General features: G+C 67.3%; 25 protein-coding genes. 8 read left to right on the forward strand and 17 right to left on the reverse strand.

Annotated elements, in window-relative coordinates; translation table 11 throughout:
* Positions 1-26: 26 nt before the first annotated feature.
* The 4 genes from rsmD to WV31_RS04295 form a co-directional block, all read right to left on the reverse strand.
* Complete coding sequence (gene rsmD, locus WV31_RS04280; RefSeq protein ID WP_085372422.1) at positions 27-581, reverse strand: 16S rRNA (guanine(966)-N(2))-methyltransferase RsmD; 555 nt, start codon at positions 579-581, stop codon at positions 27-29.
* Complete coding sequence (locus WV31_RS04285; protein WP_085372423.1) at positions 556-1,443, reverse strand: pseudouridine synthase; 888 nt, start codon at positions 1,441-1,443, stop codon at positions 556-558. Before WV31_RS04285 ends, rsmD begins: the two co-directional genes overlap by 26 nt.
* On the reverse strand, positions 1,440-2,153 hold the full coding sequence (locus WV31_RS04290) for a gamma-glutamyl-gamma-aminobutyrate hydrolase family protein (protein ID WP_085372424.1): 714 nt from the start codon (positions 2,151-2,153) through the stop codon (positions 1,440-1,442). Before WV31_RS04290 ends, WV31_RS04285 begins: the two co-directional genes overlap by 4 nt.
* Before the next feature lie 221 nt (positions 2,154-2,374).
* Positions 2,375-4,018 (reverse strand): lactate permease LctP family transporter, encoded by a 1,644-nt coding sequence (locus tag WV31_RS04295; RefSeq protein WP_085372425.1) that lies wholly within the window; start codon positions 4,016-4,018, stop codon positions 2,375-2,377.
* Between the two features lie 201 nt (positions 4,019-4,219).
* On the opposite strand from WV31_RS04295, the gene WV31_RS04300 reads away from it, so the two are divergent.
* From WV31_RS04300 to WV31_RS04325, 6 genes are all read left to right on the forward strand, one after another.
* Positions 4,220-4,807, forward strand: a complete 588-nt coding sequence (locus WV31_RS04300) for an FCD domain-containing protein (RefSeq protein WP_237051483.1) — start codon at positions 4,220-4,222, stop codon at positions 4,805-4,807.
* 103 nt (positions 4,808-4,910) lie between these two features.
* On the forward strand, positions 4,911-5,660 hold the full coding sequence (locus WV31_RS04305; protein ID WP_085372427.1) for a (Fe-S)-binding protein: 750 nt from the start codon (positions 4,911-4,913) through the stop codon (positions 5,658-5,660).
* Positions 5,650-7,086 carry a LutB/LldF family L-lactate oxidation iron-sulfur protein gene (locus WV31_RS04310; protein WP_085372428.1) on the forward strand — a complete coding sequence of 479 codons (1,437 nt, stop codon included), beginning with the start codon at positions 5,650-5,652 and terminating at the stop codon, positions 7,084-7,086. Before WV31_RS04305 ends, WV31_RS04310 begins: the two co-directional genes overlap by 11 nt.
* Positions 7,079-7,735, forward strand: a complete 657-nt coding sequence (locus WV31_RS04315) for a LutC/YkgG family protein (RefSeq protein ID WP_145980733.1) — start codon at positions 7,079-7,081, stop codon at positions 7,733-7,735. Before WV31_RS04310 ends, WV31_RS04315 begins: the two co-directional genes overlap by 8 nt.
* A 56-nt stretch (positions 7,736-7,791) precedes the next feature.
* A complete protein-coding gene (locus WV31_RS04320; RefSeq protein WP_085375454.1) occupies positions 7,792-10,548 on the forward strand; it encodes an FAD-binding and (Fe-S)-binding domain-containing protein in 2,757 nt (918 codons plus the stop codon).
* Positions 10,549-10,614: 66 nt separating this feature from the next.
* Positions 10,615-11,379, forward strand: a complete 765-nt coding sequence (locus WV31_RS04325; RefSeq protein ID WP_085372430.1) for an enoyl-CoA hydratase-related protein — start codon at positions 10,615-10,617, stop codon at positions 11,377-11,379.
* A gap of 6 nt (positions 11,380-11,385) precedes the next feature.
* On the opposite strand, the gene WV31_RS04330 is transcribed toward WV31_RS04325, so the two are convergent.
* From WV31_RS04330 to WV31_RS04390, 13 genes are all read right to left on the reverse strand, one after another.
* On the reverse strand, positions 11,386-11,994 hold the full coding sequence (locus WV31_RS04330; RefSeq protein WP_085372431.1) for an NMCC_0638 family (lipo)protein: 609 nt from the start codon (positions 11,992-11,994) through the stop codon (positions 11,386-11,388).
* Positions 11,991-12,578: an NMCC_0638 family (lipo)protein gene (locus WV31_RS04335; RefSeq protein WP_237051484.1), complete on the reverse strand. Its 588-nt coding sequence runs from the start codon at positions 12,576-12,578 to the stop codon at positions 11,991-11,993. Before WV31_RS04335 ends, WV31_RS04330 begins: the two co-directional genes overlap by 4 nt.
* Complete coding sequence (locus tag WV31_RS04340; RefSeq protein ID WP_085372433.1) at positions 12,575-12,997, reverse strand: bacteriohemerythrin; 423 nt, start codon at positions 12,995-12,997, stop codon at positions 12,575-12,577. The genes WV31_RS04335 and WV31_RS04340 overlap by 4 nt, the downstream gene beginning before the upstream one ends.
* Positions 12,994-13,833, reverse strand: coding sequence for a ferritin-like domain-containing protein (locus WV31_RS04345; protein WP_085372434.1), 840 nt, complete (start codon positions 13,831-13,833; stop codon positions 12,994-12,996). Before WV31_RS04345 ends, WV31_RS04340 begins: the two co-directional genes overlap by 4 nt.
* Positions 13,834-13,943: 110 nt before the next feature.
* Positions 13,944-14,345, reverse strand: a complete 402-nt coding sequence (gene atpC / locus WV31_RS04350; protein WP_085372435.1) for an ATP synthase F1 subunit epsilon — start codon at positions 14,343-14,345, stop codon at positions 13,944-13,946.
* 69 nt (positions 14,346-14,414) lie between these two features.
* Complete coding sequence (gene atpD, locus WV31_RS04355; RefSeq protein WP_085372436.1) at positions 14,415-15,839, reverse strand: F0F1 ATP synthase subunit beta; 1,425 nt, start codon at positions 15,837-15,839, stop codon at positions 14,415-14,417.
* A gap of 20 nt (positions 15,840-15,859) precedes the next feature.
* Positions 15,860-16,744, reverse strand: coding sequence for a F0F1 ATP synthase subunit gamma (locus tag WV31_RS04360; RefSeq protein WP_085372437.1), 885 nt, complete (start codon positions 16,742-16,744; stop codon positions 15,860-15,862).
* Positions 16,745-16,766: 22 nt separating this feature from the next.
* Positions 16,767-18,296, reverse strand: coding sequence for a F0F1 ATP synthase subunit alpha (gene atpA / locus WV31_RS04365; protein ID WP_085372438.1), 1,530 nt, complete (start codon positions 18,294-18,296; stop codon positions 16,767-16,769).
* The gene (locus WV31_RS04370) at positions 18,296-18,850 is read right to left on the reverse strand and encodes a F0F1 ATP synthase subunit delta (protein ID WP_085372439.1); all 555 of its coding nucleotides are present in this window, start codon (positions 18,848-18,850) and stop codon (positions 18,296-18,298) included. The genes atpA and WV31_RS04370 overlap by 1 nt, the downstream gene beginning before the upstream one ends.
* Before the next feature lie 436 nt (positions 18,851-19,286).
* Positions 19,287-21,110, reverse strand: a complete 1,824-nt coding sequence (recQ, locus tag WV31_RS04375; protein WP_085372440.1) for a DNA helicase RecQ — start codon at positions 21,108-21,110, stop codon at positions 19,287-19,289.
* Positions 21,111-21,118: 8 nt separating this feature from the next.
* On the reverse strand, positions 21,119-21,430 hold the full coding sequence (locus WV31_RS04380) for a type II toxin-antitoxin system RelE/ParE family toxin (protein ID WP_085372441.1): 312 nt from the start codon (positions 21,428-21,430) through the stop codon (positions 21,119-21,121).
* Positions 21,423-21,656, reverse strand: a complete 234-nt coding sequence (locus WV31_RS04385) for a type II toxin-antitoxin system ParD family antitoxin (protein WP_085375455.1) — start codon at positions 21,654-21,656, stop codon at positions 21,423-21,425. Before WV31_RS04385 ends, WV31_RS04380 begins: the two co-directional genes overlap by 8 nt.
* A gap of 50 nt (positions 21,657-21,706) precedes the next feature.
* Positions 21,707-23,899: a primosomal protein N' gene (locus tag WV31_RS04390; RefSeq protein WP_085375456.1), complete on the reverse strand. Its 2,193-nt coding sequence runs from the start codon at positions 23,897-23,899 to the stop codon at positions 21,707-21,709.
* Between the two features lie 50 nt (positions 23,900-23,949).
* Here WV31_RS04390 and WV31_RS04395 point away from each other — a divergent pair, with 50 nt between their 5' ends.
* Entirely contained in the window at positions 23,950-24,663 is a 714-nt protein-coding gene (locus WV31_RS04395; RefSeq protein ID WP_085372442.1) for a DUF484 family protein, read from the forward strand.
* Between the two features lie 32 nt (positions 24,664-24,695).
* A complete protein-coding gene (locus WV31_RS04400; RefSeq protein WP_237051485.1) occupies positions 24,696-25,064 on the forward strand; it encodes a DUF805 domain-containing protein in 369 nt (122 codons plus the stop codon).
* Positions 25,065-25,069: the final 5 nt, after the last annotated feature.

Here is a 25,069-nt window from a genome sequence, read left to right on the forward strand (position 1 = left end):
CGGGAACAGTTGCCTTGTATCACGCATCAAGGGCGGCGGTAAACCACGAACACCAGCCGCGCCGCGCCGCGCGGGCGCTCGTCCACCGCCTCGAAGCCGGGGGGAGGCGCGAAGGCCTCGTCGGCGGCCACTTCCACCACGGCCAGGGCGCCCGGCTCCAGCCAGCCCTTGGCGGCAAGCCCTTCCAGGCAAGGAGCGGCCAGCCCGGAATGATAGGGCGGATCGAGGAAGGCCAGGGTGCAGGCATGGGGGGCGGCGGGGGGCCGGGCGGCGTCGGCGCGGACCACCTTGGTCTGGTCCTCCACCTTCAATGCCTTCACGTTGGCGTAGATGGCGGCCAGGGGCTGCGCCGCCAGTTCCAGGAAGCTGGCGTGCGCCGCGCCGCGCGACAGGGCTTCCAGGCCCAGCGCGCCCGACCCGGCGAAGGCGTCCACCACGCGGGCGCCCTCCATCTCCACCAGATCGGAATGCATCAGGACGTCGAAGAGGGCCTGGCGCACCCGGTCGGCGGTGGGCCGGGTGTCGCGGCCCGACGGCGCCTCGAGACGGCGGCCCTTATGAAGACCGGCGACGATGCGCATCGCGGGATTTTTCTTTCTTGGCGTCGGCGGCGCGCTTGTCCTCGGCCAGCTTCTGCTTGCGGGCCCGGGCGGCGACCCGTTGCTCCTTTTCGCGCTCGCCGGCGGGCTTGTGCTCGGCCTTGGGCTTCAACACCGCCTTGCCTTCGCCCATCTGCTCGCGCAGGACCTTGCCCGCCACCTCGTCGGCGGCGCCTTCGGCCAGGGTGCCCAGCTGGAAGGGGCCGTAGGAGACACGGATCAGGCGCGACACCGGCCAGCCCAGATATTCCATCACCCGGCGGATTTCGCGATTCTTGCCTTCCTTCAGCGCGACCGAGAGCCAGGCGTTGGCGCCCTGGCGGCGATCCAGCGTCGCGCTGATGGGGCCGTATTCCATGCCGTCGATGGTGATGCCGTTCTCCAGCCGGGCCAGGGCGTCTTCCGACACCTCGCCATGGACGCGCACCCGGTAACGCCGCACCCAGGCGTTGGAGGGCAGTTCCAGCTTGCGGGCCAGCTCGCCGTCATTGGTGAGCAGCAGCAGGCCTTCGGAATTGAGGTCGAGGCGGCCCACCGAGATCACCCGGGGCATGCCGTCGGGCAGATGGTCGAACACGGTCGGCCGACCTTCGGGGTCGCGGTGGGTGGTGACCAGACCGGCGGGCTTGTGGTAGCGCCACAGCCGGGTCTTTTCCGGCTCGGAAAGCGGCGTACCGTCCACCAGGACGATGTCGCCCGGCCCGACCACGCAGGCGGGGCTATCGAGCGTCTTGCCGTTGACCGAGACGCGGCCCATCTCGATCCAGCGCTCGGCCTCGCGGCGCGAGCACAATCCGGCGCGGGCCAGCCGCTTGGCTATTCTTTCGCCTTTTTCCTCGGTCATCGGCATGCTCCCACGAAAGCGCGCAGCAGGGCCGAATCCGCCGGGCTGATGTCGTATTCGGGATGCCATTGCACCCCGATGCAGAAGGTCTTTCCCGTCGCCTCGATGCCCTCGATCACCCCGTCGGGGGCGATGGCGTTGACGGCACAGCCGGGCGCCACGTCGCGCACCGCCTGATGGTGGGCCGAGTTCACCGGAATGCGCGTCTCGCCGACGATGGCGGCAAGCCGGGTCTCGGCGGCGATCTCCACCCAATGGCCGGGCTCGGAGCGGGAATTGGGCTGCTCGTGGGAGAGCGCGCCCGCCACCTCGTCGGGGATGTGCTGGATCAGGGTGCCGCCCAGCGCCACGTTGAGCAATTGCTGCCCGCCGCAGATGCCGAGGATGGGCATGTCGCGGTCCAGCGCGCCCCGCACCATGGCCAGTTCGAACTGGGTGCGCCCACGCTTCAGCACCAGGCCGGCGCGGGCCTCGGCGCCGAACAGGGCCGGGTCGATGTCGAAGGCCCCGCCGGTGACGATCAGCCCGTCGATGCGGTCGAGGAAAGCGGCGGCCAGACGGGGCTCGTGCGGCAGCATCACCGGCAGCCCGCCGGCGCGGGCGACGATCTCGGCGTAATTACGCCGCAGCGCGTACCACGGCATGCGGGAATAGCCGCCGGGTTCCTCGCTGTCCAAGGTGATGCCGATAAGGGGGGGCGAGAGGCTCATGACGTTTCTATACCCCCCCGCCACCAAAGAAGAAAGGCCCGGGCGCGAACGCCCGGGCCAGTTTGTCCGGCATCAGGGGATGCTGGAGGGTGATATCTCCGCCCCCATCGGGGGCGGCAAGCGCAAAGCGCGCCGCGGCTTATGCCGCGAAAGCCAAGCGCAAGCGCCCGGCGACTGAGGGACTTACGGCGAGCCGGATTTCCGGCTCGCCGGTACTGGTGTTACGGAATCATCCAGGTGAAGACATAGGCCTGGAGCGTGGTGATCACGCCGATGATGGCGACGAAGAAGATGCTGTGCTTCAAGGTGAAGCGGAACAGGCTCGATTCGTGACCCACCAGGCCCACGGCGGCACAGGCCACCGCGATGGACTGGGGCGAGATCATCTTGCCGGTGACGCCGCCGGTGGTGTTGGCGGCGACCATCAGGATGTCGCTGACCCCCAGTTGCTTGGCGGTGGTGGCCTGCAGCGCGCCGAACAGGGCGTTGGACGAGGTGTCCGAACCCGTGAGGAACACGCCCAGCCAACCCAGCACCGGCGAGAAGAACGGATAGATGTCGCCGGCGCCGGTCAGCAGCAGGGCCAGGGTGGTGGACAGGCCCGAGGCATTGGCCACGTAGGCGAAGGCCAACACCGTACCGATGGTGTAGATGGGACGCTTCAGCTCGTTCAGGGTCTCGCCGAAGGTCTTCAGGCCCTCCGAGCCCTTCATCCCCAGGAAGATGATGGTGATGATGGCCGAGATCAGGATGGCGGTGCCGGTGGCCGACAGCAGGTTCAGGGTGTAGACGGCCGGCACGGCCTTGGCGGCGGCGACGATGGGCGGCACCTTGGACACCAGGTTGTGCAGGAAGGGCACTTCCCAGTTGATGTTGGTGAAGACCAGATCGCCGCCCTTGGCGAACATGGCCTTGAAGGGCTTGAGGCTCCACACGGTGACCACGGCGGTCAGCACCAGGAACGGCGCCCAGGCCTTGGCCACCTGGCCGGCGGTATAGTCGTGGGAGTGCTTCTCCTCCTCGCCCTCGGCCTTGAAGCGGAAGATGTTCTTGGGCTGCCAGAACTTGAGGAACACGGTGATGCACACCAGGCTGATCAGCGCCGAGGTGATGTCGGGCAGCTCCGGCCCGATGTAGTTGGAGGTGAACCACACGCCGAAGGCGAACGAGCCGCCGGCCACCAGGATGGCGGGCCAGGTCTCGCGGACGCCCTTGAAGCCGTCCATGATGAACACGATCCAGAAGGGCACGAACACGGCCAGCAGCGGCAGCTGGCGGCCGGCCATGGCGCCGATCTTGAAGGGGTCGAGGCCCGAGACCTGGCCGGCGACGATGATCGGAATGCCCATGGCGCCGAAGGCCACCGGCGCGGTGTTGGCGATCAGGCACAGACCGGCGGCATAGAGCGGGTTGAAGCCCAACCCCACCAGCAGGGCGGCGGTGATGGCCACCGGCGCGCCGAAGCCCGCCGCGCCCTCGAGGAAGGCGCCGAACGAGAAGCCGATCATCAGCATCTGCAGGCGCTGGTCGGCGGTGATGGACACCACCGAGGAGCGGATGATCTCGAACTGGCCGGTCTTGACCGTGACCTTATACAGGAACACGGCGCCGATGATGATCCAGGCGATGGGCCACAACCCGAACAGGAAGCCCTGGACGCCGGCCATCAGGGCCGAGGCGACCGGCATCTTGTAGAACACGATGGCGACCGCGATGGACAGCAGCACCGTGATGGTACCCGCCACATGGCCCTTCATCTTCAAAATCGCCAGCGCGATGAAGAAGAAGATGATCGGAATGGCGGCGATCAGTGACGACAGCCACAGATTCCCGGCCGGGTCATAAACTTGCATCCAGGCTTGCATGGTACCTCCCCGAAGGTTCGACCGTGCATCCGCCCGGATGCCGGCGAGGTGTTGGCGTTGAACGTTTCTTGAATCGTGGTAACAAAATTTGACCAGATGATGACGGTGGATAACTCACTTTGTCATCCGCTGTAAATGGAAAAGTTGCCATGCCAAAAATCCATGGTTGGCTATACCCCTCCCCCGTCCTATCCTGATGACATGATTCACGCCGCCCCCAATGCCGCCGCCGAGCAACCCGCCGCCGACCCGCTGGCCCGCCTGCTGCAGGCGCACCCCGAGACGGTCTTCGACTATTTCGAATTCCGCCGGGTGATGGCCGGCAACGCCGCCGCCCTGGCCGCCGAGCGAGCCTCGGACGAGGATCTGGCCCGCATCCGGACCTGCCTGGACGCCATGGAAAAGGCCCACGCCCTGGACGATCCCGCCCAGGAGGCGGCGGCCGACGCCGAGTTCCACTTGGCCATCTACGAGGCCGCCCACAATCTGGTGATGGCCCAGGTGATGCGCCGGGTGTTCGACATGCTGAAGGTGGGCGTGTTCTACGACCGCATCGACCTCTACCGCCGCCGCGGCGTCCGCGACGCCTTCCTGCGCCAGCACCAGGCCATCTGGCAGGCCATCGCCTCGGGCAATCCGGAAGTGGCCCGCACCATGGCCGAAGCCCACATCAACTCCACCGAGGAAGCCCTGCGCGAGGCCCAGTTCGCCAATTCGCGCCGCGACGTGGCGTTGCGCCGCCGGGCGGGGTCGGACCTGATCGGAAGATCGCGGGATACCGCCCGATAATTTTGGCAAAATAATTTTACCACTTTACGCGCTTGGTAAGAATGCTGTAACCATGGTGGTGCCGGGGCTCGCCCCTGGCCAAGCAACATTTGGTGGAACGCCCATGCCCAAGCAGCCCCGCCCGGAAAGCGTCTACTTCTTCGGAACCTGCCTGATCGACCTGTTCTACCCCGAAGCCGGACTGGCCGGGATGGAGCTTTTGAAGCGCGAGGGCCTCAAGGTGGTGTTCCCCCCTGAGCAGACCTGCTGCGGCCAGCCGGCCCGCAACAACGGCTACCAGGACGAGGCCCGCGCCGTGGCCCGCCTGCAACTGGACGCCTTTCCCGGCGACCGCCCCATCGTGGTGCCCTCGGGGTCCTGCGCCGGCATGATGAAGACCCATTACCCCGAGATGTTCGAGGGCACCCCCGACCATGCCCGCGCGGTGGCCTTCTCCCAGCGGGTGTTCGAGCTGACCGAATTCCTGGTGGACGTGCTGGGCGTCACGCTGGTGGACAAGGGCCAGCCTGTGACCATCACCTGGCACCCCTCGTGCCACTCCCAGCGCGAAGCGGGCGTGGTGGAGCAGCCCAAGGCCCTGCTGCGCCAGCTTTCCAACGTCACCCTGGTGGAGAACCCGCGCGAGAAGGAATGCTGCGGCTTCGGCGGCGCCTTTGCGGTGCGCCAGGCCGAGATCTCGGCGGCCATGGTCGCCGACAAGGTGGCCTCCATCGAGGAAACCGGCGCCACTTCCGTGGTCTCGGGCGATTGCGGCTGCCTGATGAACATCACCGGCGCCGCCGAGAAGAGTAAGAAGGGCTTCAAGGGCCGCCACATCGCCGAATTCATCCTGGAGCGCTGCCATGGTCGCTGACGCCCACAAGATGGAGTTCGGCGCCAAGGCCCATGTGGCGCTCAACGACCCCAAGCTGCGCGCCAATTTCCGCCGCGCCATGGACGGGCTGATGACGAAAAGGGCCGCCCAGTTCGCCGATACCGGCGAGTGGACGTCCTTGCGCGCCCGAGGCGCCGCGATCCGCGCCAATGCCCTGGCCAAGCTGCCCGAACTGTTGGAGCAATTGGAGGCCAACTGCCTGCGAAACGGCATCCATGTGCATTGGGCCGAAACCACCGCCGAGGCCAACGCCATCGTGCTGGGCATCCTCGAGGCGGCGGGCGCCAGGACGGTGATCAAGGGCAAGTCCATGGTCACCGAGGAGATGCACCTCAACGCCCATCTGGAAAAGAACGGCATCACCCCGGTGGAATCCGACCTGGGCGAGTACATCATCCAGCTGGCGGGCGAGGCCCCCAGCCACATCGTCATGCCCTGCATCCACAAGAACAAGGGCGAGATCGCCGAACTGTTCCACGACAAGATCGAGGGCCAGCCCTATACCGAGAACGTGGACGAGCTGACCGCCGCCGCCCGCAAGGCCCTGCGCGGCGCCTTCGCCGGCGCCGACGCCGGCATCTCGGGCGTCAATTTCGCGGTGGCCGAGACCGGCACCCTGGTCTTGATCGAGAACGAGGGCAACGGGCGGCTGTCCACCACGCTGCCGCCCTTGCACATCGCGGTTACCGGCATCGAGAAGGTCTTGGAAAAGCTCGACGACGTGCCGCCGCTCTTATCCCTGCTGCCCCGCTCGGCCACCGGCCAGCCCATCACCACCTACGTCAACATGATCTCGTCGCCCCGAAAGGACGGCGAGAAGGACGGGCCGAAGGCGGTGCATCTGGTGCTGCTGGACAACGGGCGGTCGCGCGTCCACGGCGACACGGAACTGCGCGACACGCTCCGGTGCATCCGCTGCGCCGCCTGCATGAACCATTGCCCGGTCTATACCCGTGTCGGCGGCCATACCTACACCTTCACCTATCCCGGCCCCATCGGAAAGCTGCTGACGCCGCAGCTGGAAGGCATCGACTGTGCCGGCGACCAGCCGCACGCCTCGACGCTCTGCCGCGCCTGCGCCGACGTCTGTCCGGTGCAGATCCCCATTCCCGACCTGCTGGTGCGGCTGCGCACCGAATCGGTGCGGCCCGCCGCCCCCGGCGCGGTCAAGGGGGCGGGCTCCATGGCCAGCTCCTCCGAGACAATGGGCTGGAAGGGCTGGACGCTGCTGTACGGCTCGCCGCTCATCTACCGCATCGGCACAAAGATGCTCGGCTGGTTCGGCAATCTGATGCCGTCGTCCGCCCCCATGCTGAAGCAATGGACCTCGGTCCGCACCAAACCGAAATTCGCTCCCAAGAGCCTGCACGAACTGGCCCGCGAGAAGGGGTTCTGTGATGAATAGCCCGCGTGAGCGTATCCTCGCCCGCCTGAAGGCCGCGCCCAAATCCGCAGCGCCCCTGCGCCCCGACTGGACGCCGCCCGCCTATGACGCCGCTGCCCGCAAGGCCAAGTTCAAGGCCATGCTGGAGGCGTCCCACGCCGATGTGCACGAGGTAACCGCCGCCGACTGGCCCGAACGGCTGAAATCCATCCTGGCCAACAAGGGCGTGGGCTCCATGGTCTACGCCCCCGCCACCGACGCCGGACAGCGGCTGGCCCAGTCCTGGGGCGAGGGCGGCCCCGCCCTGGTGGCCTATGACCGTCCGGTGGAGGAGTTCAAGGAGGTGCTGGTCTCCAGGGCCGACGCCGGCTTCACCACCACCCGGGGCGGCATCGCCCATACCGGGTCGCTGGTGCTGTGGCCCACCTCGGACGAGCCCCGGCTGATGAGCCTGCTGCCCCCCATCCACGTGGCCCTGGTGGAAGAATCCGCCCTCACCGATTCCCTGGCGGAGACCATCCGGGTCCAGGGCTGGGCCAATGGCATGCCCACCAACGCCGTGCTGGTGTCCGGCCCTTCCAAGACCGCCGACATCGAGCAGACCCTGGCCTATGGCGTCCATGGGCCGAAGGAACTGATCGTCCTGCTGATCGGGAGTGAGTCTCCGTGAGCCGCAATTCGCCTGCCCCCGACTATTCCGCCCTGCTCCAGGACCTCGCCGGCGTGATGCCGGTGAGCCGGCTGATCACCGATCCCCTGCGCCGTCTGGCCTATGGCACCGACGCCAGCTTCTACCGCCTGGTGCCCCAGGTGGTGGCCGAGGTCAGGGACGAGGACGAGGTCAGGGGCCTGCTGGCCGCCTGCCGCCGCCACAACGCTCCGGTCACCTTCCGCGCCGCCGGCACCTCGCTGTCGGGCCAGGCGGTGAGCGATTCCGTGCTGATGATCCTAGGCACCGGCTGGACCCAGGCCGTGGTCGAGGACGAGGGCAGGCGCATCCGCCTGCAGCCCGGCGTCATCGGCGCCGACGCCAACCGCCGCCTGGCCGCCTTCGCCCGCAAGATCGGCCCCGATCCGGCCAGCATCGACTCGTGCAAGATCGGCGGCATCGCCGCCAACAACGCCAGCGGCATGTGCTGCGGCACCTCGGACAATTCCTATAAGACGCTGTTGTCCATGCGTCTGGTCCTGGCCGACGGCACCCTGGTGGACACCGGCAACGAGGACAGCGTCGCCGCCTTCCGCGCCAGCCACGCCGACCTGCTGTCCCGGCTCGACGGGATGGGCCGGCGGGTGCGGGGCGATCAGGCGCTGCATGACCGCATCCGCAAGAAGTTCGCCATCAAGAACACCACCGGCTATTCGCTCAACGCCCTGGTGGACTTCACCGACCCGCTCGACATCCTCACCCATCTGATGATCGGCTCGGAAGGCACGCTGGGCTTCATCGCCGAGATCACCTACCGCACGGTGGCCGAGCACGCCCACAAGGCCAGCGCCCTGCTGCTGTTCCCCGACATCGCGGAAGCCTGCCGCGCCGTGGCGGCGTTGAAGAAGACCCCGGTCTCCGCCGTCGAACTGATGGACCGCGCCTCACTTCGCTCGGTCGAGAACAAGCCCGGCATGCCGGGCCAGATCCGCGGCCTGGCCGAGGGCGTCACCGCCCTGCTGGTCGAGGCGCGGGGAGAGACCGCCGACGCCCTGGCCGCCAATCTGGCCGAGATCAACCGGGTGCTGTCGTCCTTCACCACTCTGTTCCCGGCGGAATTCACCAACGACCCGGCCGAGTACGGCAAGCTGTGGAAAATCCGCAAGGGCCTGTTCCCGGCAGTGGGCGCGGTGCGCAAGGTGGGCACCACGGTGATCATCGAGGACGTGGCCTTCCCCATCGAATCGCTGGCCGCCGCCACGGTGGATCTCGAGCATCTGTGCCGCAAGCACGGCTATGACGAGGCCATCATTTTCGGCCATGCCCTGGACGGCAACCTGCACTTCGTCTTCACCCAGGATTTCGGCATCAAGGAAGAGGTGGACCGCTACGCCCGCTTCATGGACGAGGTGGCCGAACTGGTGGTGGCCAAGTATGACGGCTCCCTGAAGGCCGAACACGGCACGGGGCGCAACATGGCCCCCTTCGTCGAGATGGAATGGGGGGCCGAGGCCACCCAACTGATGTGGGACATCAAGCATCTGCTCGACCCGGAAGGCCTGCTCAATCCCGGCGTGCTGCTGGACAAAGACCCGCGCGCCCACCTCGCCAACCTGAAGCCGCTGCCCGCCGCCGACGCTCTGGTCGACACCTGCATCGAGTGCGGCTTCTGCGAGCGCATGTGCCCCAGCCACGGCCTGACCCTGAGCCCCCGCCAGCGCATCACCTCGTGGCGCGAGATTTCCCGGCGCGCCGCGGCCAACGAGAACGCCGACGAGCTTCGCCGTCTCTACGACTACCAGGGCATCGACACCTGCGCCGCCTGCGGGCTGTGCGCCACCGCCTGCCCGGTGGGCATCGAGACCGGCAAGCTGACCAAGAGCTTGCGCGGCCGCCGCCTGGGTTCCGGCGCCCATGCCGTGGGCCAGTGGACCGCCCGGCATTACGGCGCGGCGCTGGCCGCCACCCGCTTCGGCCTGGGCGCCGCCGGACTGGTTTCCAAGGTGGCGGGAACCGGCGCCATGGCCGCCATGGCCAATGGCTTGCGCAAGCTGTCGGGTGGACGCACGCCGAAGGTGGGAGAACACCTGCCCACCAACGCCGCCTTCACGCCCCCGGTCAACGCCCAGGTGGGCGAGCGGGTGGTGTACTTCCCCACCTGCGCCGCCCGGTCCATGGGGCCCGCCGCCGGCGACCCGGAAAAGGATTCGCTGCCCACCGTCATGACCCGGGTGCTTCAACGCGCCGGTTTCGGCGTGGTGATGCCCGACGGGCTGGACAATCTGTGCTGCGGCCAGGCCTTCGAGAGCAAGGGCCTTGCCGCCACCGCCGATGCCAAGGCCGCCGAACTGGAGGCCGCCCTGTTCCAGGCCAGCGAGCACGGCCGGCTGCCCATCGTCATGGACGCCTCGGCCTGCGCCTGGCGCATGAAGACCTATCTGGGCGAGCGGCTCACGGTGCTGGACTCGGTGGAGTTCCTGCACGATGCCGTGCTGCCCCGCCTCTCGCCCGCCAAGCAGGCCCAGTCGGTGCTGGTCCACGTCAATTGCGGTGCGCGCAAGATGGGCCTGGACGACAAGATGGTGGGACTGGCCAAGGCCTGCGCCTCCCAGGTGGTGACGCCGGACGGTGTCGGCTGCTGCGGCTTCGCCGGCGACAAGGGCTTCACCAATCCGGAACTCAACGACCATGCGCTCCGCCATCTCGCCCCCCAGGTGCCGAAGGACTGCGAGGCCGGCTATTCCTCCAACCGCACCTGCGAGATCGGCCTGGCCGACCACGCCGAATTGCCCTACCGCTCCATCGTCTACCTGCTGGACCGCACCACGCGGTAAGGACTTGCCCACGCCGGCTCCTCGTGCCAGCTTCTCCTTAAGTTAAATACGCAAGGAGATGCCGGAATGAGCGAGCTGGTGTTGAGCCACGTGGAAAGCGGCGTTCAGGTGGTTCGCATGAACCGCCCGGACAAGAAGAACGCCCTGATCGGCGAGATGTACGCCGCCCTGGCCGAGGCCTTCGCCAAGGGCGAGGCCGACGACGAGGTGGCGGTCTTCCTGATTCTCGGCAGCCAGAATGATTTCTCGGCCGGCAACGACCTGCCCGACTTCCTCTCCTGGGAAGCGCTGACCGGGTCGGTGGCCGACCGCTTCATCCGCGCCGTGGCCGGGGCGAAGAAGCCGGTGGTGGCGGCGGTCCGGGGCGCGGCCATCGGCATCGGCTCGACCCTGCTGCCCCATTGCGATCTGGTCTATGCCGCGCCGGGCACCCGCTTCCACATGCCGTTCATCAATCTCGGCATCGTGCCGGAGGCCGGGTCCAGCCAGACCATGCCGCTGCTGGCCGGGCATCGCCGCGCCGCCGAGATGCTGATGCTGGGCGAGCCGTTCGGGGTGGAAACCGCCGAGGCCATCGGCCTGATCAACGGCGTGGTGCCGGGCGAGGATCTGGAGGAGACCGCCATGGCCGCCGCCCGCAAGCTGGCCGCCAAGCCGCGCGCCATCCTGCGCGAGATCAAGGCGCTGATGAAGACCCCGGCCGAGCCGATCATGGATCGCCTTTCGCGCGAGTCCAAGGTGTTCGACCAGTGCCTGAAGGGCGAAGCCCTGACCGAAGCAGTCTCCGCCTTCAAGGAAAAGCGGGCGCCCGATTTCTCCAAGTGCCGGTAGGCGTCGCTACTTCTTCATGATCCGGCTGACCGACAGCATGGCTTCCATGGGTCGGCGGCCGGGTGACGAAACCGAGGTGACCAGGGCCAGCGGCTGGCTGCCATCCTCGGCGAAGCGGCGGCCCAAGTCGCGGGCGAACCAATCGGACGGCATCAGATAATAGTCGGCGATCAGGCTGCCGGCCTCGTCGCGGGCGTCCAGCGCCAGCAATTGCGCCCCACCCTTGAGCCCGCCCCGCTCCACCATGGCCAGCAGATGGCGCTGCAGCGAGGAGGAATCGCCGTATTCCGACCACACGGTGCAGATACCGTCGCGTCCCGCCACCAGGGTCACGGCGCCCAGGCCGGGGCGGCGCAGCACGCGAACGACGCCGCTCCGTCCCTTGAGGAAGCTCTCGGCCACGTCGGGGGCGACGTCGGCGAAGCCGAACTCGCCGGTGGGCGAGGCGGCGGTATTGATGGCGTTGAAATCCCCCACGTTGAGAACGCAGATGCGTCCCAGCACCGCCACCGCCAGCCGTGACGTCTCGTCGCGGATTGCGAGGCCGCCCGGGGGCTGGGCGGCGGCCGGCAGGGTGAACAGGGCGAGAAGCAGGGCGAGGGCGGCACGTCTCATGGCTGCCTCAGTCCGATGGTGATGATGGCCTGAAGATCGGGGTTGGCGCTTTCCGAGGTGGTGACGATCACCCGCAATCCGGACGGCTCGCCGCCATGCCGGCCGACCAGCTCGTCACGGTAGGAGGCGGTGGGGACCAGATCGATGAAGCGCGACGTCAGCGGGCCCTTGGTCTCGCGCCCTCCGGCCTGGACGGTGAAATAGCGCCCCACCGCCGTCTTCAGGTCCTTTTCCACCTGGGCGTTGAGCGCGGACGACGATACCCGGCGAACGAAAACGGCGCATTGCTCGTCGGCGGGAACGATGGCCAGGGTGACGCCCGCCTCATCGCGGATATAGGCCTCGCCCTGCCGGCCCTGCAGGAAGGGCCGGGCCGCCTGATCGGGCAAACGGGGGAGGTAGAGTTCCCCGCCCGGCTGCATCTTCTCCCGCAATTTGTCCAGTGCCCCCACATGGGCGGCACAGCCCCGCACGAAGGTGGCCGAGGCGACCTCGGCGACGTTGCGGGGCGGCGGCTCGGCGGCGAGGACGGAGTGGCCGGCCGCGGCCAGCGCCAGGATCAGGGCGGAGAGGAGACGGGTCATGCGCATTGCCGCGGCATGAAGGTCTTGATCCGCATGTCCTGGTTGGTGACGTGCTCCACCAGGGCCTCCATCAGGGAATGGACACCCAGCAGGCAGTCGATCAGGCAATCGGCGGCGTGAATCTCGGCGACCACCTCCTCGGTGCGGGCGAGAAGGCGCTCGTGCTCCTGGCGATGGATGGCCAGGGCGGGAAAGCCGATGCGCTGCATCAGGCGTTCCTCGTCGGCGAAATGGGCCCGCAGATTGGCGATGAAGGTCGAGCAATAGGCCACGATCTCGTCCTTGGGCTCGTCCGAGGCCAGGGCGGCGCGCAAGGCGGCGGCCTCCTCGAAAAAAGCGCGGTGCTGGCCGTCCACGAGTGAATCGCCCAGGGCGAACTCATCGCTCCACCGGTATTGCCACAATGCGTTGCCGCTCATGACGTCTCGCACTCCCCCACAATGCCCGCCTGCCGCGAGCGCTGCCGCATCTTGCCCCAAGCGAAGTCGCATGCGCGGCGCCCCAGCCAGCCCTTGGGGTCCAGCCCGACCGCCTTGACGACCATACTCGCCGCCCGCTCGGCATGCACCTTGCCATAAAGCGCATAGGCGCGCGAGCCATACGCCGCATTGCAGCGCGCCCGATCATAGGCCATGCCGTCCGGTTCGTTGGCCGCATGCCAGGCGAAGGCCAGTTCGTCGTCGTCGCTCTCCCTGATCCGCCCCACCGCCACCATGACCCGGCGCCACAGCGGCAGGCGGTGGCGGGTCATGGTTTGGCGCATGGCGTCGTAGAACAGCTTGTAGTGCCGGAACTCGTCGCCGGCGATGCGGTGGCACAATTCGCGCAGGACGGGCTCGCGGCTGGCGTCCCGGACGGCCGAATAGAAGGACGAGGTCCCCGTCTCGACGATGCAGCGGGCCAGCAATTCGCCCGTGGCCGAACCGCGCACCGACGCTTCCGCCTCGACCGGAATGCGGTAGCCGTCGGCGAAGCGGCGAAACCGGACGGAAAAATCATAACCGGGATCGGCAAGCTCGGCGTAGCGCCCCAGGCTTTCGCCGTGGCGGATCTCGTCATCGCGCCATTGCCCCAGAAGCTTGACGAAATCGGGATCGTCGCGGAACACCCGGCCGAGATAGAGGGTGTAATCGGCGGCATTGCGCTCGACCATGGCGGCGGCCTTGACCACCATCAGAAGATCGGAATCCACCAGTCCGGGATCAAACCGATCCCAGCCGATGTCGTCCACGCACCATCTGCCGCCGAAATCCATGAGCCCCCGCTCCCCTTGAAGTATTCCATTCTGGGAGATAGGGGCGGATTTTCAAGACAAAAGGGCCGCCCCGCTAGGGGACGGCCCTTTCGAAAATCCGGATACCCCGTTCAGGCCACCGCGGCGACCATGGCCTCGGCGATCAGGGCCAGACGCTGTGCCTGAGCCTTGTCACGCTCGTTGCCGGCGTTCTCCAGGGCTTCCTTGGCGGCCTTCTTGCGGGCCTCGGCCATCTCGGCGGTCAGCTCGGCCACCGGAATGGCTTCCTCGGCCAGCACGGTGATGCGCTCCTCGTTGACCTCGGCGAAACCGCCGGCCACGAAGATGGAGGACGAGACCTTGCCGCCGTCATGGATGTCGATGACACCCGGACGCACGGTGGTGATCATCGGGGCGTGCAGCGCCAGGGCACCGAAGTCGCCTTCGCCGCCGGGCACCACGACCATGTCCACCTTGGACGAAACCAGAAGCTTCGCCGGGGACACCAATTCGAACTGAATCTTCTCGGCCATGCCGCGATTCCTTTAACTTTTTAGCGGCGGGCACCCGCGGGCGCCCGCCCCTAATTATTCCCGAAAGCCTTAGGCCGCTTCGGCGGCCATCTTCTTGGCCTTCTCGATCACCTCGTCGATGCCGCCGACCATGTAGAAGGCAGCCTCGGGCAGGTGATCGTACTCGCCGGCGCACAGCGCCTTGAAGCCCTTGATGGTGTCTTCCAGAGCCACCAGCTTGCCCGGCGAGCCGGTGAAGACTTCGGCCACGTGGAAGGGCTGGGACAGGAAGCGCTGGATCTTACGGGCGCGCGACACGACCAGCTTGTCCTCTTCCGACAGCTCGTCCATGCCCAGGATGGCGATGATGTCCTGGAGCGACTTGTAGGTCTGCAGGATGCGCTGCACGTCGCGGGCGGTCTGGTAGTGGTCGGCACCGACGACGCGGGGGTCGAGAACGCGGGACGTGGAGTCGAGCGGATCCACGGCCGGGTAGATGCCCAGCTCGGCGATCTGACGATTCAGCACGGTGGTGGCGTCCAGGTGGGCAAACGACGTGGCCGGAGCCGGGTCGGTGAGATCGTCGGCCGGCACGTAAATGGCCTGCACCGAGGTGATCGAGCCCTTCTTGGTCGAGGTGATGCGCTCCTGCAGGGCGCCCATGTCGGTGGCCAGGGTCGGCTGGTAACCCACCGCGGAGGGGATGCGGCCCAGCAGCGCGGACACTTCCGAGCCGGCCTGGGTGAAGCGGAAGATGTTGTCCACGAAGAACAGCACATCCTGGCCTTCCACGTCGCGGAAGTACTCGGCGACGGTCAGGCCCGACAGGGCGACGCGGGCACGGGCACCCGGGGGCTCGTTCATCTGGCCGTACACCAGGGCCACCTTGGAACCCGGGCCGTCCAGCTTGATGACGCCCGACTCGATCATTTCGTGATAGAGGTCGTTGCCTTCGCGGGTACGCTCACCGACGCCGGCGAACACGGAGTAACCGCCGTGCGCCTTCGCGATGTTGTTGATCAGCTCCATGATCAGCACGGTCTTGCCCACGCCGGCGCCGCCGAACAGGCCGATCTTGCCGCCCTTGCAGTACGGAGCCAGCAGGTCGATGACCTTGATGCCGGTGACCAGGATCTCGGTCTCGGTGGACTGGTCCACGAAGTCCGGGGCGTCGGCATGAATCGGCAGGGTCGACTTGTTGCCGATGGGGCCGCGCTCGTCGATGGGCTCGCCGATCACGTTGATGATGCGGCCCAGGGTCTCGGGGCCGACGGGCATCTGGATGGCGGCGCCGGTGTCCACCACTTCGGTGCCGCGGGTCAGGCCGTCCGTGGAGTCCATGGCGATGGTACGCACGGTGGACTCGCCCAGATGCTGAGCGACTTCGAGAACCAGCTTCTTGCCCTGATGATCCAGGTGAAGCGCGCTGAGGATGGCCGGCAGCTGGCCGTCGAAGCGCACGTCCACGACGGCGCCCAGGACCTGGGTGATCGTGCCGACGTTCTTGTTTGCCATGGTGTGCTCCTAGTCTTCCGTCACAGCGCTTCGGCGCCGGAGATGATTTCGATCAGTTCCTTGGTGATCTGGGCCTGGCGCGACCGGTTGTACTTGATCGCCAAGGCATTGATCATTTCGCCCGCGTTGCGAGTCGCGTTGTCCATCGCGGTCATGCGCGCGCCCTGCTCCGAAGCCTGGCTTTCCAGCAAGGCGCGGAACATCTGGGTAGCCAGATTGCGCGGCAGGATCTCGGCCAGGATTTCCTCCTCGCCGGGCTCGAACTCGTAGATGGCCTTGGGTCCGGCATCGGACTTGGCGGCCTGTTCGGGCACCGGGAAGGGAATCACCTGCTGGCGGGTCACTTCCTGCGAGATGGCCGACTTGAACTTGTTGTAGACCACGGTGCAGACATCGAACTCTTCGCCGTCGAACATGGCGGAGACCTTCGACGCGACCTGATCGGCCTCGGCGAACACGATGCCCTTGCGGCCCAGGTTCTCGAAGCCTTCGATCATGTACTGGCCGTAGTCGCGGCGCAGCTGCTCGCGGGCCTTGCGGCCCACCGGCATGATCTTGATGGTCTTGCCCTGCTTCAGCAGGTCGGCGGCCATCGCCTTGGTGGCGCGGACGATGGACGAGTTGAAGCCACCGCACAGACCGCGATCGGCGGTGACCGCCACGATCAGGTGCACCTTGTCGCTTCCGGTGCCGGAGATCATGCGGGGCGCGCCCGACTGGCCAGCCAGCGAGGCGGCCAGGGTGCCCAGCATGCGCTCCATGCGCTCGGCGAAGGGGCGCGCCGCCTCCGCCGCGGTTTGCGCGCGGCGGAGCTTGGATGCGGCGACCATCTTCATGGCCGAGGTGATCTTACGCGTCGATTTGACGCTTACGATCTTCAGCCTTAGGTCCTTGAGGCTCGGCATAACCTACACTCCCAAGGGGCGATTAAGCGAAGGTCTTGGCGAACGAGTCGAGGAACGCCTTGAGCTTCTCTTCGGTCTGGGCGCTGATCTGCTTCTCGGAGGCGATGGTGGAGAGGATCTCCGGGGCCTTCGAGCGGATCTCGGCGAGCAGCGACGATTCGAAGCGGCCGACCTGGCGCACCTCGATCTTGTCCAGATAGCCCTTCACGCCGGCGTAGATGGAAATGACTTCCTCTTCGGTGGGCATGGGGGAGAACTGGGGCTGCTTCAGCAGTTCGGTCAGACGCGCGCCGCGGTTCAGCAGCTTCTGGGTGGCCGGGTCCAGGTCGGAAGCGAACTGCGCGAAGGCAGCCATTTCACGATACTGGGCCAGTTCCAGCTTGATCGAGCCCGCAACCTGCTTCATCGCCTTGATCTGGGCGGCGGAGCCGACGCGCGACACCGACAGACCGACGTTCACGGCGGGGCGGATGCCCTTATAGAACAGTTCGGTTTCCAGGAAGATCTGGCCGTCGGTGATCGAGATCACGTTGGTGGGGATGTAGGCGGACACGTCGTTGGCCTGGGTCTCGATGACCGGCAGGGCGGTCAGCGAGCCGGCACCGGCGGCGTCGCCCATCTTGGCGGCGCGCTCGAGCAGGCGCGAGTGCAGGTAGAACACGTCGCCCGGATAGGCTTCGCGGCCCGGCGGACGGCGGAGCAGCAGCGACATCTGACGGTAGGCGACGGCCTGCTTCGAGAGATCATCATAAATGATCAGGGCGTGCATGCCGTTGTCGCGGAAGTACTCGCCCATGGTGCAGCCGGCGTAAGGCGCGATGAACTGCAGCGGAGCGGGCTCCGACGCGGTCGCGGCCACCACGATGGTGTAGTCCATGGCGCCGTAATCGGTCAGGGTCTTGACGATCTGGGCGACGGTGGAGCGCTTCTGACCGACGGCGACGTAGATGCAGAACAGCTTCGCCTTCTCGTCGTTGGCGTCGTGCCAGCGCTTCTGGTTGATGATGGTGTCGACCAGGATGGCGGTCTTGCCGGTCTGGCGGTCACCGATGACCAGCTCGCGCTGGCCGCGGCCGACGGGGATCAGGGCGTCCACGGCCTTGATGCCGGTGGACATGGGCTCGTGCACCGACTTACGCGGAATGATGCCCGGGGCCTTGACGTCCACGCGCTGGCGGGAGGTCGCCTCGATGGGGCCCTTGCCGTCGATGGGATTGCCCAGCGCGTCCACGACGCGGCCCAGCAGGCCCTTGCCGACCGGAACGTCCACGATGGAGCCGGTCCGCTTGACGACGTCGCCTTCCTTGATGTTGCGGTCGTCGCCGAAAATCACGATACCGACGTTGTCGGTCTCGAGGTTCAGCGCCATACCCTTGATGCCGCCGGGGAATTCGACCATCTCGCCGGCCTGGACCTTGTCGAGGCCGTGCACGCGGGCGATACCGTCACCGACAGACAGCACCTGACCGACCTCGGCAACTTCCGCCTCGGTCCCGAAGGTGGCGATCTGTTGCTTGAGGATTGCGGAGATTTCCGCGGCGCGGATTTCCATTATCCAACCCCTTTCATAGCGAGCTTGAGATGCTGCAGCTTCGTCTTCAGCGAGCTGTCAACCATGCGGGAACCGACCTGAACCACCAGGCCGCCCAGCAAGCTGGGATCAACCTTGACGTCGACGGCGACATTGCCGCCGAAGGCCGCCTTGAGGGCGGTGGTGAGGGCGTCTTGCTGGGCCGGCGTGAGAGCCACGGCGGAAGCCACCGTCGCGGACTTTTCGCCACGACGGGCCGCCAACCGGCCGAGATAGGAAGCGATCACCCCCGAGAGGGTGAACAGCCGGCGGTTCTTGGCCGCCAGCCCGAGAAACTTGGAGGTCAGCTCCGAGAAACCGGCGGCCTTGGCAACGGCGGAAATCGCCGCTCCCTGCTGCTCGCGGCTGAGAACGGGGCTGTCGACGACCCGGCGCAGGTCAGCGCTTTCGCGCAGCATGGCCTGGAGCGTCTTGAGGTCGCCAGCCACCTGGTCGAGGGAGCCGGAAGAATCGGCCAACTCGAAGAGAGCGGTGGCATAGCGGTCGGCGATCACGCCAATAGTTTCGGAAGGCACCTGGGCAAGTCCTTGGATAGGGTCGAACCGGCAGCCGTAACCTATTGAAAGGCAACATAATTCTGGCGCCTGCAGGAATAGCCCCCCTGTCGGCGCGTCGGTTAACTAGCACATCGGGTTTTGCGTTGCAAGACGACTCCTGCCCATTCGGGGGAGGAGAGGCAATTATCCTCATCAAGCCGAACGCAAGGCTGCGCGCCGAAATGGGGGTGGGAGGCCGGGTGGGAGGACCTACCCGCCTCCCACATTTTTTTCCTGACCGTTCCGCGGCAGCGATAATCCGGGGCTCCCATTCCGAGCTGAAGCGGAAACAACGCCTCGTTTTGTCATCCCGACGACCACCGGGAGGAGGGATCTCATCCTGCTCCGGCGGATATGATTCGGCGAAGCCGTGTCATGCGGAGATCCCTCGCAGACGCTCGGGATGACAGACAGGCTATTGCGCCTCGAAGGCGGCCACCGCGTCCAGCAGGATCTGGCCGTAGCGCTCGCGCTTGGCCTCGCCCAGGCCGGCGATGCCGTCCAGTTGGTCCGCGCGGCGGGGACGACGCCGGGCGATGTCCACCAGGGTGGAATCGTGCCAGATGACGTAGGGCGGCACCCCTTGCGCCTTGGCCAGGGCCTGACGCTCGGCCCGCAGATGCTGGAACAGGGCCTCGTCGGCGGGATCGGTCAGCGACGCGGCTGCTTTCTTGGCCGAAACCGTCTTGGACCTGCCCTTGGCCGGCAAGGGATCGCGGCGCAGATCGATGCGGATTTCGCCGCGCAGCAGCGGGCGGCAGGCCTCGGTCAGCTTGAAGGCGCCGTGGCCCTCGGTGTCGATGGCCAGCATGCCGGCGGCCACCAGTTGGCGGAGCACCGAGCGCCATTGCTCGGCCGGCAGTTCGGTGCCGATGCCGTAGGTGCTGAGGCGCTCGTGGCCGAAGCGGCGGATCTTGTCGTTGTCCTTGCCCAGCAGCACGTCGATGACGTGACCGGCCCCGAAGCTTTCGCCGGTGCGATAGACGCAGGACAGGGCCTTGCGCGCCTGCTCGGTGCCGTCATAGGTGGCCACCGGCTCCAGGCAGGTGTCGCAATTGCCGCAAGGCGCGGCACCCGTCTCGCCGAAATACTCCAGCAGCACCTGGCGGCGGCAGCGGGCGGTCTCGCACAGGCCGAGCAGAGCGTTGAGCTTGGCCCACTCGATGCGCTTCTGGCCTTCCGAGGCCTGGCTCGACGCGATGAACTGGCCCAGCTTGCCCACGTCCTCCAGGCCATAGGCCATCCAGGCGTCGGCGGGTCGGCCGTCGCGCCCGGCGCGCCCCGTCTCCTGGTAATAGGCCTCCAGGCTCTTGGGCAGGTCCAGATGGGCCACGAAGCGCACGTCGGGCTTGTCGATGCCCATGCCGAAGGCGATGGTCGCCACCATGACGATACCCTCCTCCCTGAGGAAGCGCTCCTGGTTGGCGGCCCGCGCCGACTGGTCGAGCCCGGCATGATAGGGCAGCGCCGTATAGCCCTTGCCCGCCAGCCAGGAGGCGATCTCCTCCACCTTGGCCCGGGATAGGCAGTAGACGATGCCCGATTCAGCCCCCGGCCCGCCGTGCTCGGCCTCGAGGAAGCGCAACAGCTGCTCGCGGGCGTTGTTCTTGGGCGCGATGCGGTAGCGGATGTTGGGCCGGTCGAAGCCGGCGACGAAGTGCCGCCCGTCCTGAAGATTGAGGCGCTCGGCGATGTCCCTGCGGGTGGGACCGTCGGCGGTGGCGGTCAGCGCGATGCGCGGCACGGCCGGAAAGCGTTCGTGCAGCAGGGCCAGTTGCAGATATTCGGGACGGAAATCATGCCCCCATTGCGAGACGCAATGGGCCTCGTCGATGGCGAACAGGGCGATGCGGCACTGGTCCAGCAGGGAGAGGAAGCCGGGCAGCACCAGGCGTTCCGGCGCGACATAGACCAGATCCAGCTCGCCGGCCTGCATGCGGCGCTCGATGACCTGGACTTCATCGAAACTGCGGGCGGAGTTGAGCGCGGCGGCGCGCACGCCCAGCTGGTTCAACGCCTCCACCTGATTCTGCATCAGGGCGATCAGCGGCGAGACCACCACCGCCACCCCGTCGCGGCACAACGCCGGCACCTGATAGCACAGGGATTTTCCCGCCCCCGTCGGCATCAAGACCAGGGCATCGCCGCCCGCCACCACGTGGTCGATGACGTCCTTCTGCTGGCCGCGGAAGGCGGGAAAGCCGAAGACATGATTGAGGACGTGAAGGGGAGCGGGCATGAAAATCCTTAAAGCGAGCCGTCTTCGGCATCCATATGGTGCGGGACGTCCATACCCCGGTGAAGAATGCGGACGACGAAGATGCCGCTCGTCTCCATCAGGTAGAAAACGATATGCCGGCCATGCTCGTGGCGCAGCAGACCCGCCGTGGCAAGCTCCGCCGGACGGCCCAGGCGGGGGTTGTCGGCCAGGGAGTACAGGCAATCGCGCAGCCCGAGGAAATAGGCATCCGCCCGCGCCTCGCCGAAGGTCTGGGCGGAATAGACGTAGATACGGCCAAGGTCGTCGGCGGCCTTGTTGGAAAGGACGTATTCAGCCATGGGCGAGGCGGGACTTTGCCTCGGCCATGATGTCTTCGGCCTTGCGCGGGCTGCGGCCGCTATCCAGCCCTTCGGCGATGGCGGCCTCCAGAACCTGACGCCGCTGCTGGTCACGGCGGATCAGGTCACGGACATAGTCGCTGGCATTGGCGTAAACACCGCCCTTGACTTGGGAATCCACCCATTCGCGCATGGGATCGGGCAGGGATACGTTCATGGTCGCCATGACGAACTCCTTGACGCTGAAATATGGCAAACTTTGCCATACCTTGCCGCTCAAGAAAAGCTATAGGGATCGACGTCCACCTGGACGCGCACACTTTTAGGGGGGGCGGCGCGGGAAAGCCAGTCGCGCAGCAGGGCCTGGAGGTTCACCGCCCGGCTGCTTTGCACCAGGAAGCGGCGGCGATGCCTGCCGCGCAGCAGGGCCATGGGCGCGGGCGCCGGCCCCAGCACCTGCACGCCCTCCGCCCGGGGCGCCGCCTTGGCCAGGGTGCGGGCGTAGGACTCCACCACCCCCACGTCGGGCCCCGACAGGATCAGGGCGGCGAGGCGGCCATAGGGGGGCATGCCGGCGGCGCGGCGCAGTTCGGCTTCCCGCGCGATGAAGGCGTCGCGCTCGCCCGAGCGCAGCGCGCGCATCACCGGATGGTCGGGCTGGTAGGTCTGGAGCAGCACGCGGCCCGGTCGCTCGGCGCGGCCGGCGCGCCCCGCCACCTGGGACAAAAGCTGATGGGTGCGCTCGCCCGCCCTGAGGTCGCCGCCCTCCAGCCCCAGATCGGCATCCACCACCCCCACCAGGGTCAGCATGGGGAAGTGATAGCCCTTGGCGACGATCTGGGTGCCCACCAGCAGGTCGATCTCGTGGTCGGAGACCCGGCGCACGAACTCGGCCGCCGCGTGGGGGCCGGTGCAGGTGTCCGAGGTCATCACCGCGATGCGGGCGTTGGGGAACAGCAGGGCGGCTTCCTCCGCCACCCGCTCCACGCCGGGGCCGCAGGCGGCGAAATTGGCCTCGGCCTCGCATTCCGGGCATTTTTCGGGCAGCCGGATATGGTGGCCGCAATGGTGGCAGACCAGCCGCCCCGCCGATCTGTGCTCCACCAGCCAGGCGGTGCAATGGGGGCATTGCAGCCGGTGGCCGCAGGTGCGGCACAGCGTCAGCGGCGCATAGCCCCGGCGGTTGAGATACAGCATGGCCTGCTCGCCCGCCGCCATCACCTCTTCCAGCGCCTCCACCAGCCGGGGCGACAGCCAGCGGCCCCTTGGCGGCGGATGGCGGCGCAGATCCACCGGGAGGATGTCGGGCATCACCGCTCCGGCATGGCGGTCGGGCAGATGCACCAATTGGTAGCGGCCGGCCTGGACGTTGGCGAGGCTTTCCAGCGACGGCGTGGCCGAGGCCAGGATGGCGGGGAAATTCCCCAGCCGGGCGCGGACCACCGCCATGTCGCGGGCGTGGTAGCAGACGTGGTCCTCCTGCTTGAAGGCCTGGTCGTGCTCCTCGTCCACCACGATCAGGCCGAGATTTTGGAACGGCAGGAACAGGCCCGAGCGGGCGCCGACCACGATGGCGGCCTCGCCCGAGGCCACCGCCCGCCAGGTCTTGCGCCGGGTGGCGTCGCCCAGGTCGGAATGCCACAGGGCGGGCTTGACCCCGAAGCGCTTGCGGAAGCGCTCCAGCCACTGGGCCGACAGCGCGATCTCGGGCAGCAGCACCAGCACCTGGCGGCCGGCCGCCAGGCATGCCGCCACCGCCTCGAAATACACCTCGGTCTTGCCCGAGCCGGTGACCCCGTCGATCAACTGCACAGAAAAACCGCGCCCCAGAGCGTCCACCAGGGCGTCGGCCGCCTCCTGCTGGGCCGGCGACAGTTCGGCGCGCTGCTGGGCAAGATCAGGCGGCGCAAAGGCGCGGGGCGGCGGCAGTTCGACGGTTTCCAGCACGCCCGCCTCGGCCAGCCCCTTGACCACCGCCGGCCCCACCCCGGCCTCGCGGGCCAAGTCGGCCGCCGACAGCGGCGGCAGGCGGCCCGCCGCCTCGATCACCTTGCGCCGGGCGGGCGTCTCCTTGACGTCGGGGGGCGAGGCGGCAAGACGAAGGGCCAGATGGGGGGCGGCGGGCTCCAGGGCCGAGGGCACGCTCATGGCCATCTTCAGCACCGCGCCGGGGGGCGCAAGGGTGTAGGACGCCACCCAATCGACGAAGCGCCGCGTCACCTCGGGCAGGGGGGGCGCGGCGAGGCGGCGCGCCACCGGACGCAGCTTTCCCATCTCCACCTTGCCATCGCCCGCCCCCCAGACCACGCCCGTCACCAGACGGTTGCCCAGCGGCACCTCGACGAAATCGCCGGGATGCAGGGGCTCGGAGCCCACGGCGTAATCGTAGGCTCCGCCGAGCGGCAGAGGCAGCATCACGGCGACGCGATGACCTGGATTGAACAGGCAGGGGGTTGAAGTGGCGGACATGGCGTGCATAAGCTACGGAACAAGGGAGAACCAGGGAAGGAATATTGGTCATGGCGCGCAAGCGCGACGACGCCGCGTTGCATCTGCCGCTGCCCGACGAACGGCAGGTCATGGCATTCCTGCAGGCCCATCCCGACTTCCTGGTCCGCCACCCCGACCTGCTGCTGTCGCTGTCGCCGCCGTCGCGCTGGGCCGAGGACGACGGCGTGCTGGACATGCAGGTATTCATGATCGAGCGCCTCAGAGACGAGGTGGAGCGGGTCCGGGGCGCCGCCGAGCACCTGATCCACACCTCGCGCTCCAACATGTCCATCCAGACCCGCACCCACCGCGCCGTGCTGTCCATCTTAAGCGCCGACAACATGGCCGAGCTGGTGGAAGCGGTGTCCGACGACCTGCCGGCGCTTTTGGACGTGGACGTGGCGACGCTGTGTTTCGAGAAGACCGAGGAAGCGCTGCCCGAGCTGATGGCCCCGGGCATCCTTACCCTGCCGGTGGGTACCGTCGTCCAGATCATGGGCGGCGCCGACCGCGACTGCGCGCTGACCGAGGAGATGCCGGGCGACCCCGCTCTGTTCGCCGGCGGCGCCGGTCTGGTGCAATCCTCGGCCGTGGTCCGCCTGTCGCCGGGCGGGCGCTCGCCCGAAGGCGCCATGGCGCTGGGCTCGCGCTTTGGGCGCACCTTCCATGCCGGCCAGGCCACCGAACTGATCACCTTCCTGGCCCGCGTGGTCGAGGGCTCGGTACGACGTTTCGTGGGGTAGCGTTCCAGCGAATGGGGGATGGCATGGATTTCATGACCGCGGTTAAGACCTGTATCGGCAAGTACGCCACCTTCCAGGGCCGGGCATCCCGTTCGGAATACTGGTACTTCACCCTGTTCATGCTCATCCTTAACCTGATTTCCGGAGTGATCGCCGGCGCCTCCCTCGGCGTGCTGGCGGTGCTGCCCTTGGTCCTGACCATCGCCCTGTTCGTGCCCGCACTGGCGGTGTCGGTCCGCCGGCTGCACGATCTGGACAAGTCGGGCTGGTGGGTCCTGATCATCCTGATTCCGCTGATCGGCGGCCTGATTCTGCTGTTCTGGGCCTGCAAGCGGGGGACCGAGGGGCAGAACATGTACGGCAGCGATCCCTTGTGGACCGCACTGATCCCCGCGCCGTAATCCAC

The sequence above is a fragment of the Magnetospirillum sp. ME-1 genome, assembly GCF_002105535.1.
Lineage (GTDB): Bacteria > Pseudomonadota > Alphaproteobacteria > Rhodospirillales > Magnetospirillaceae > Phaeospirillum.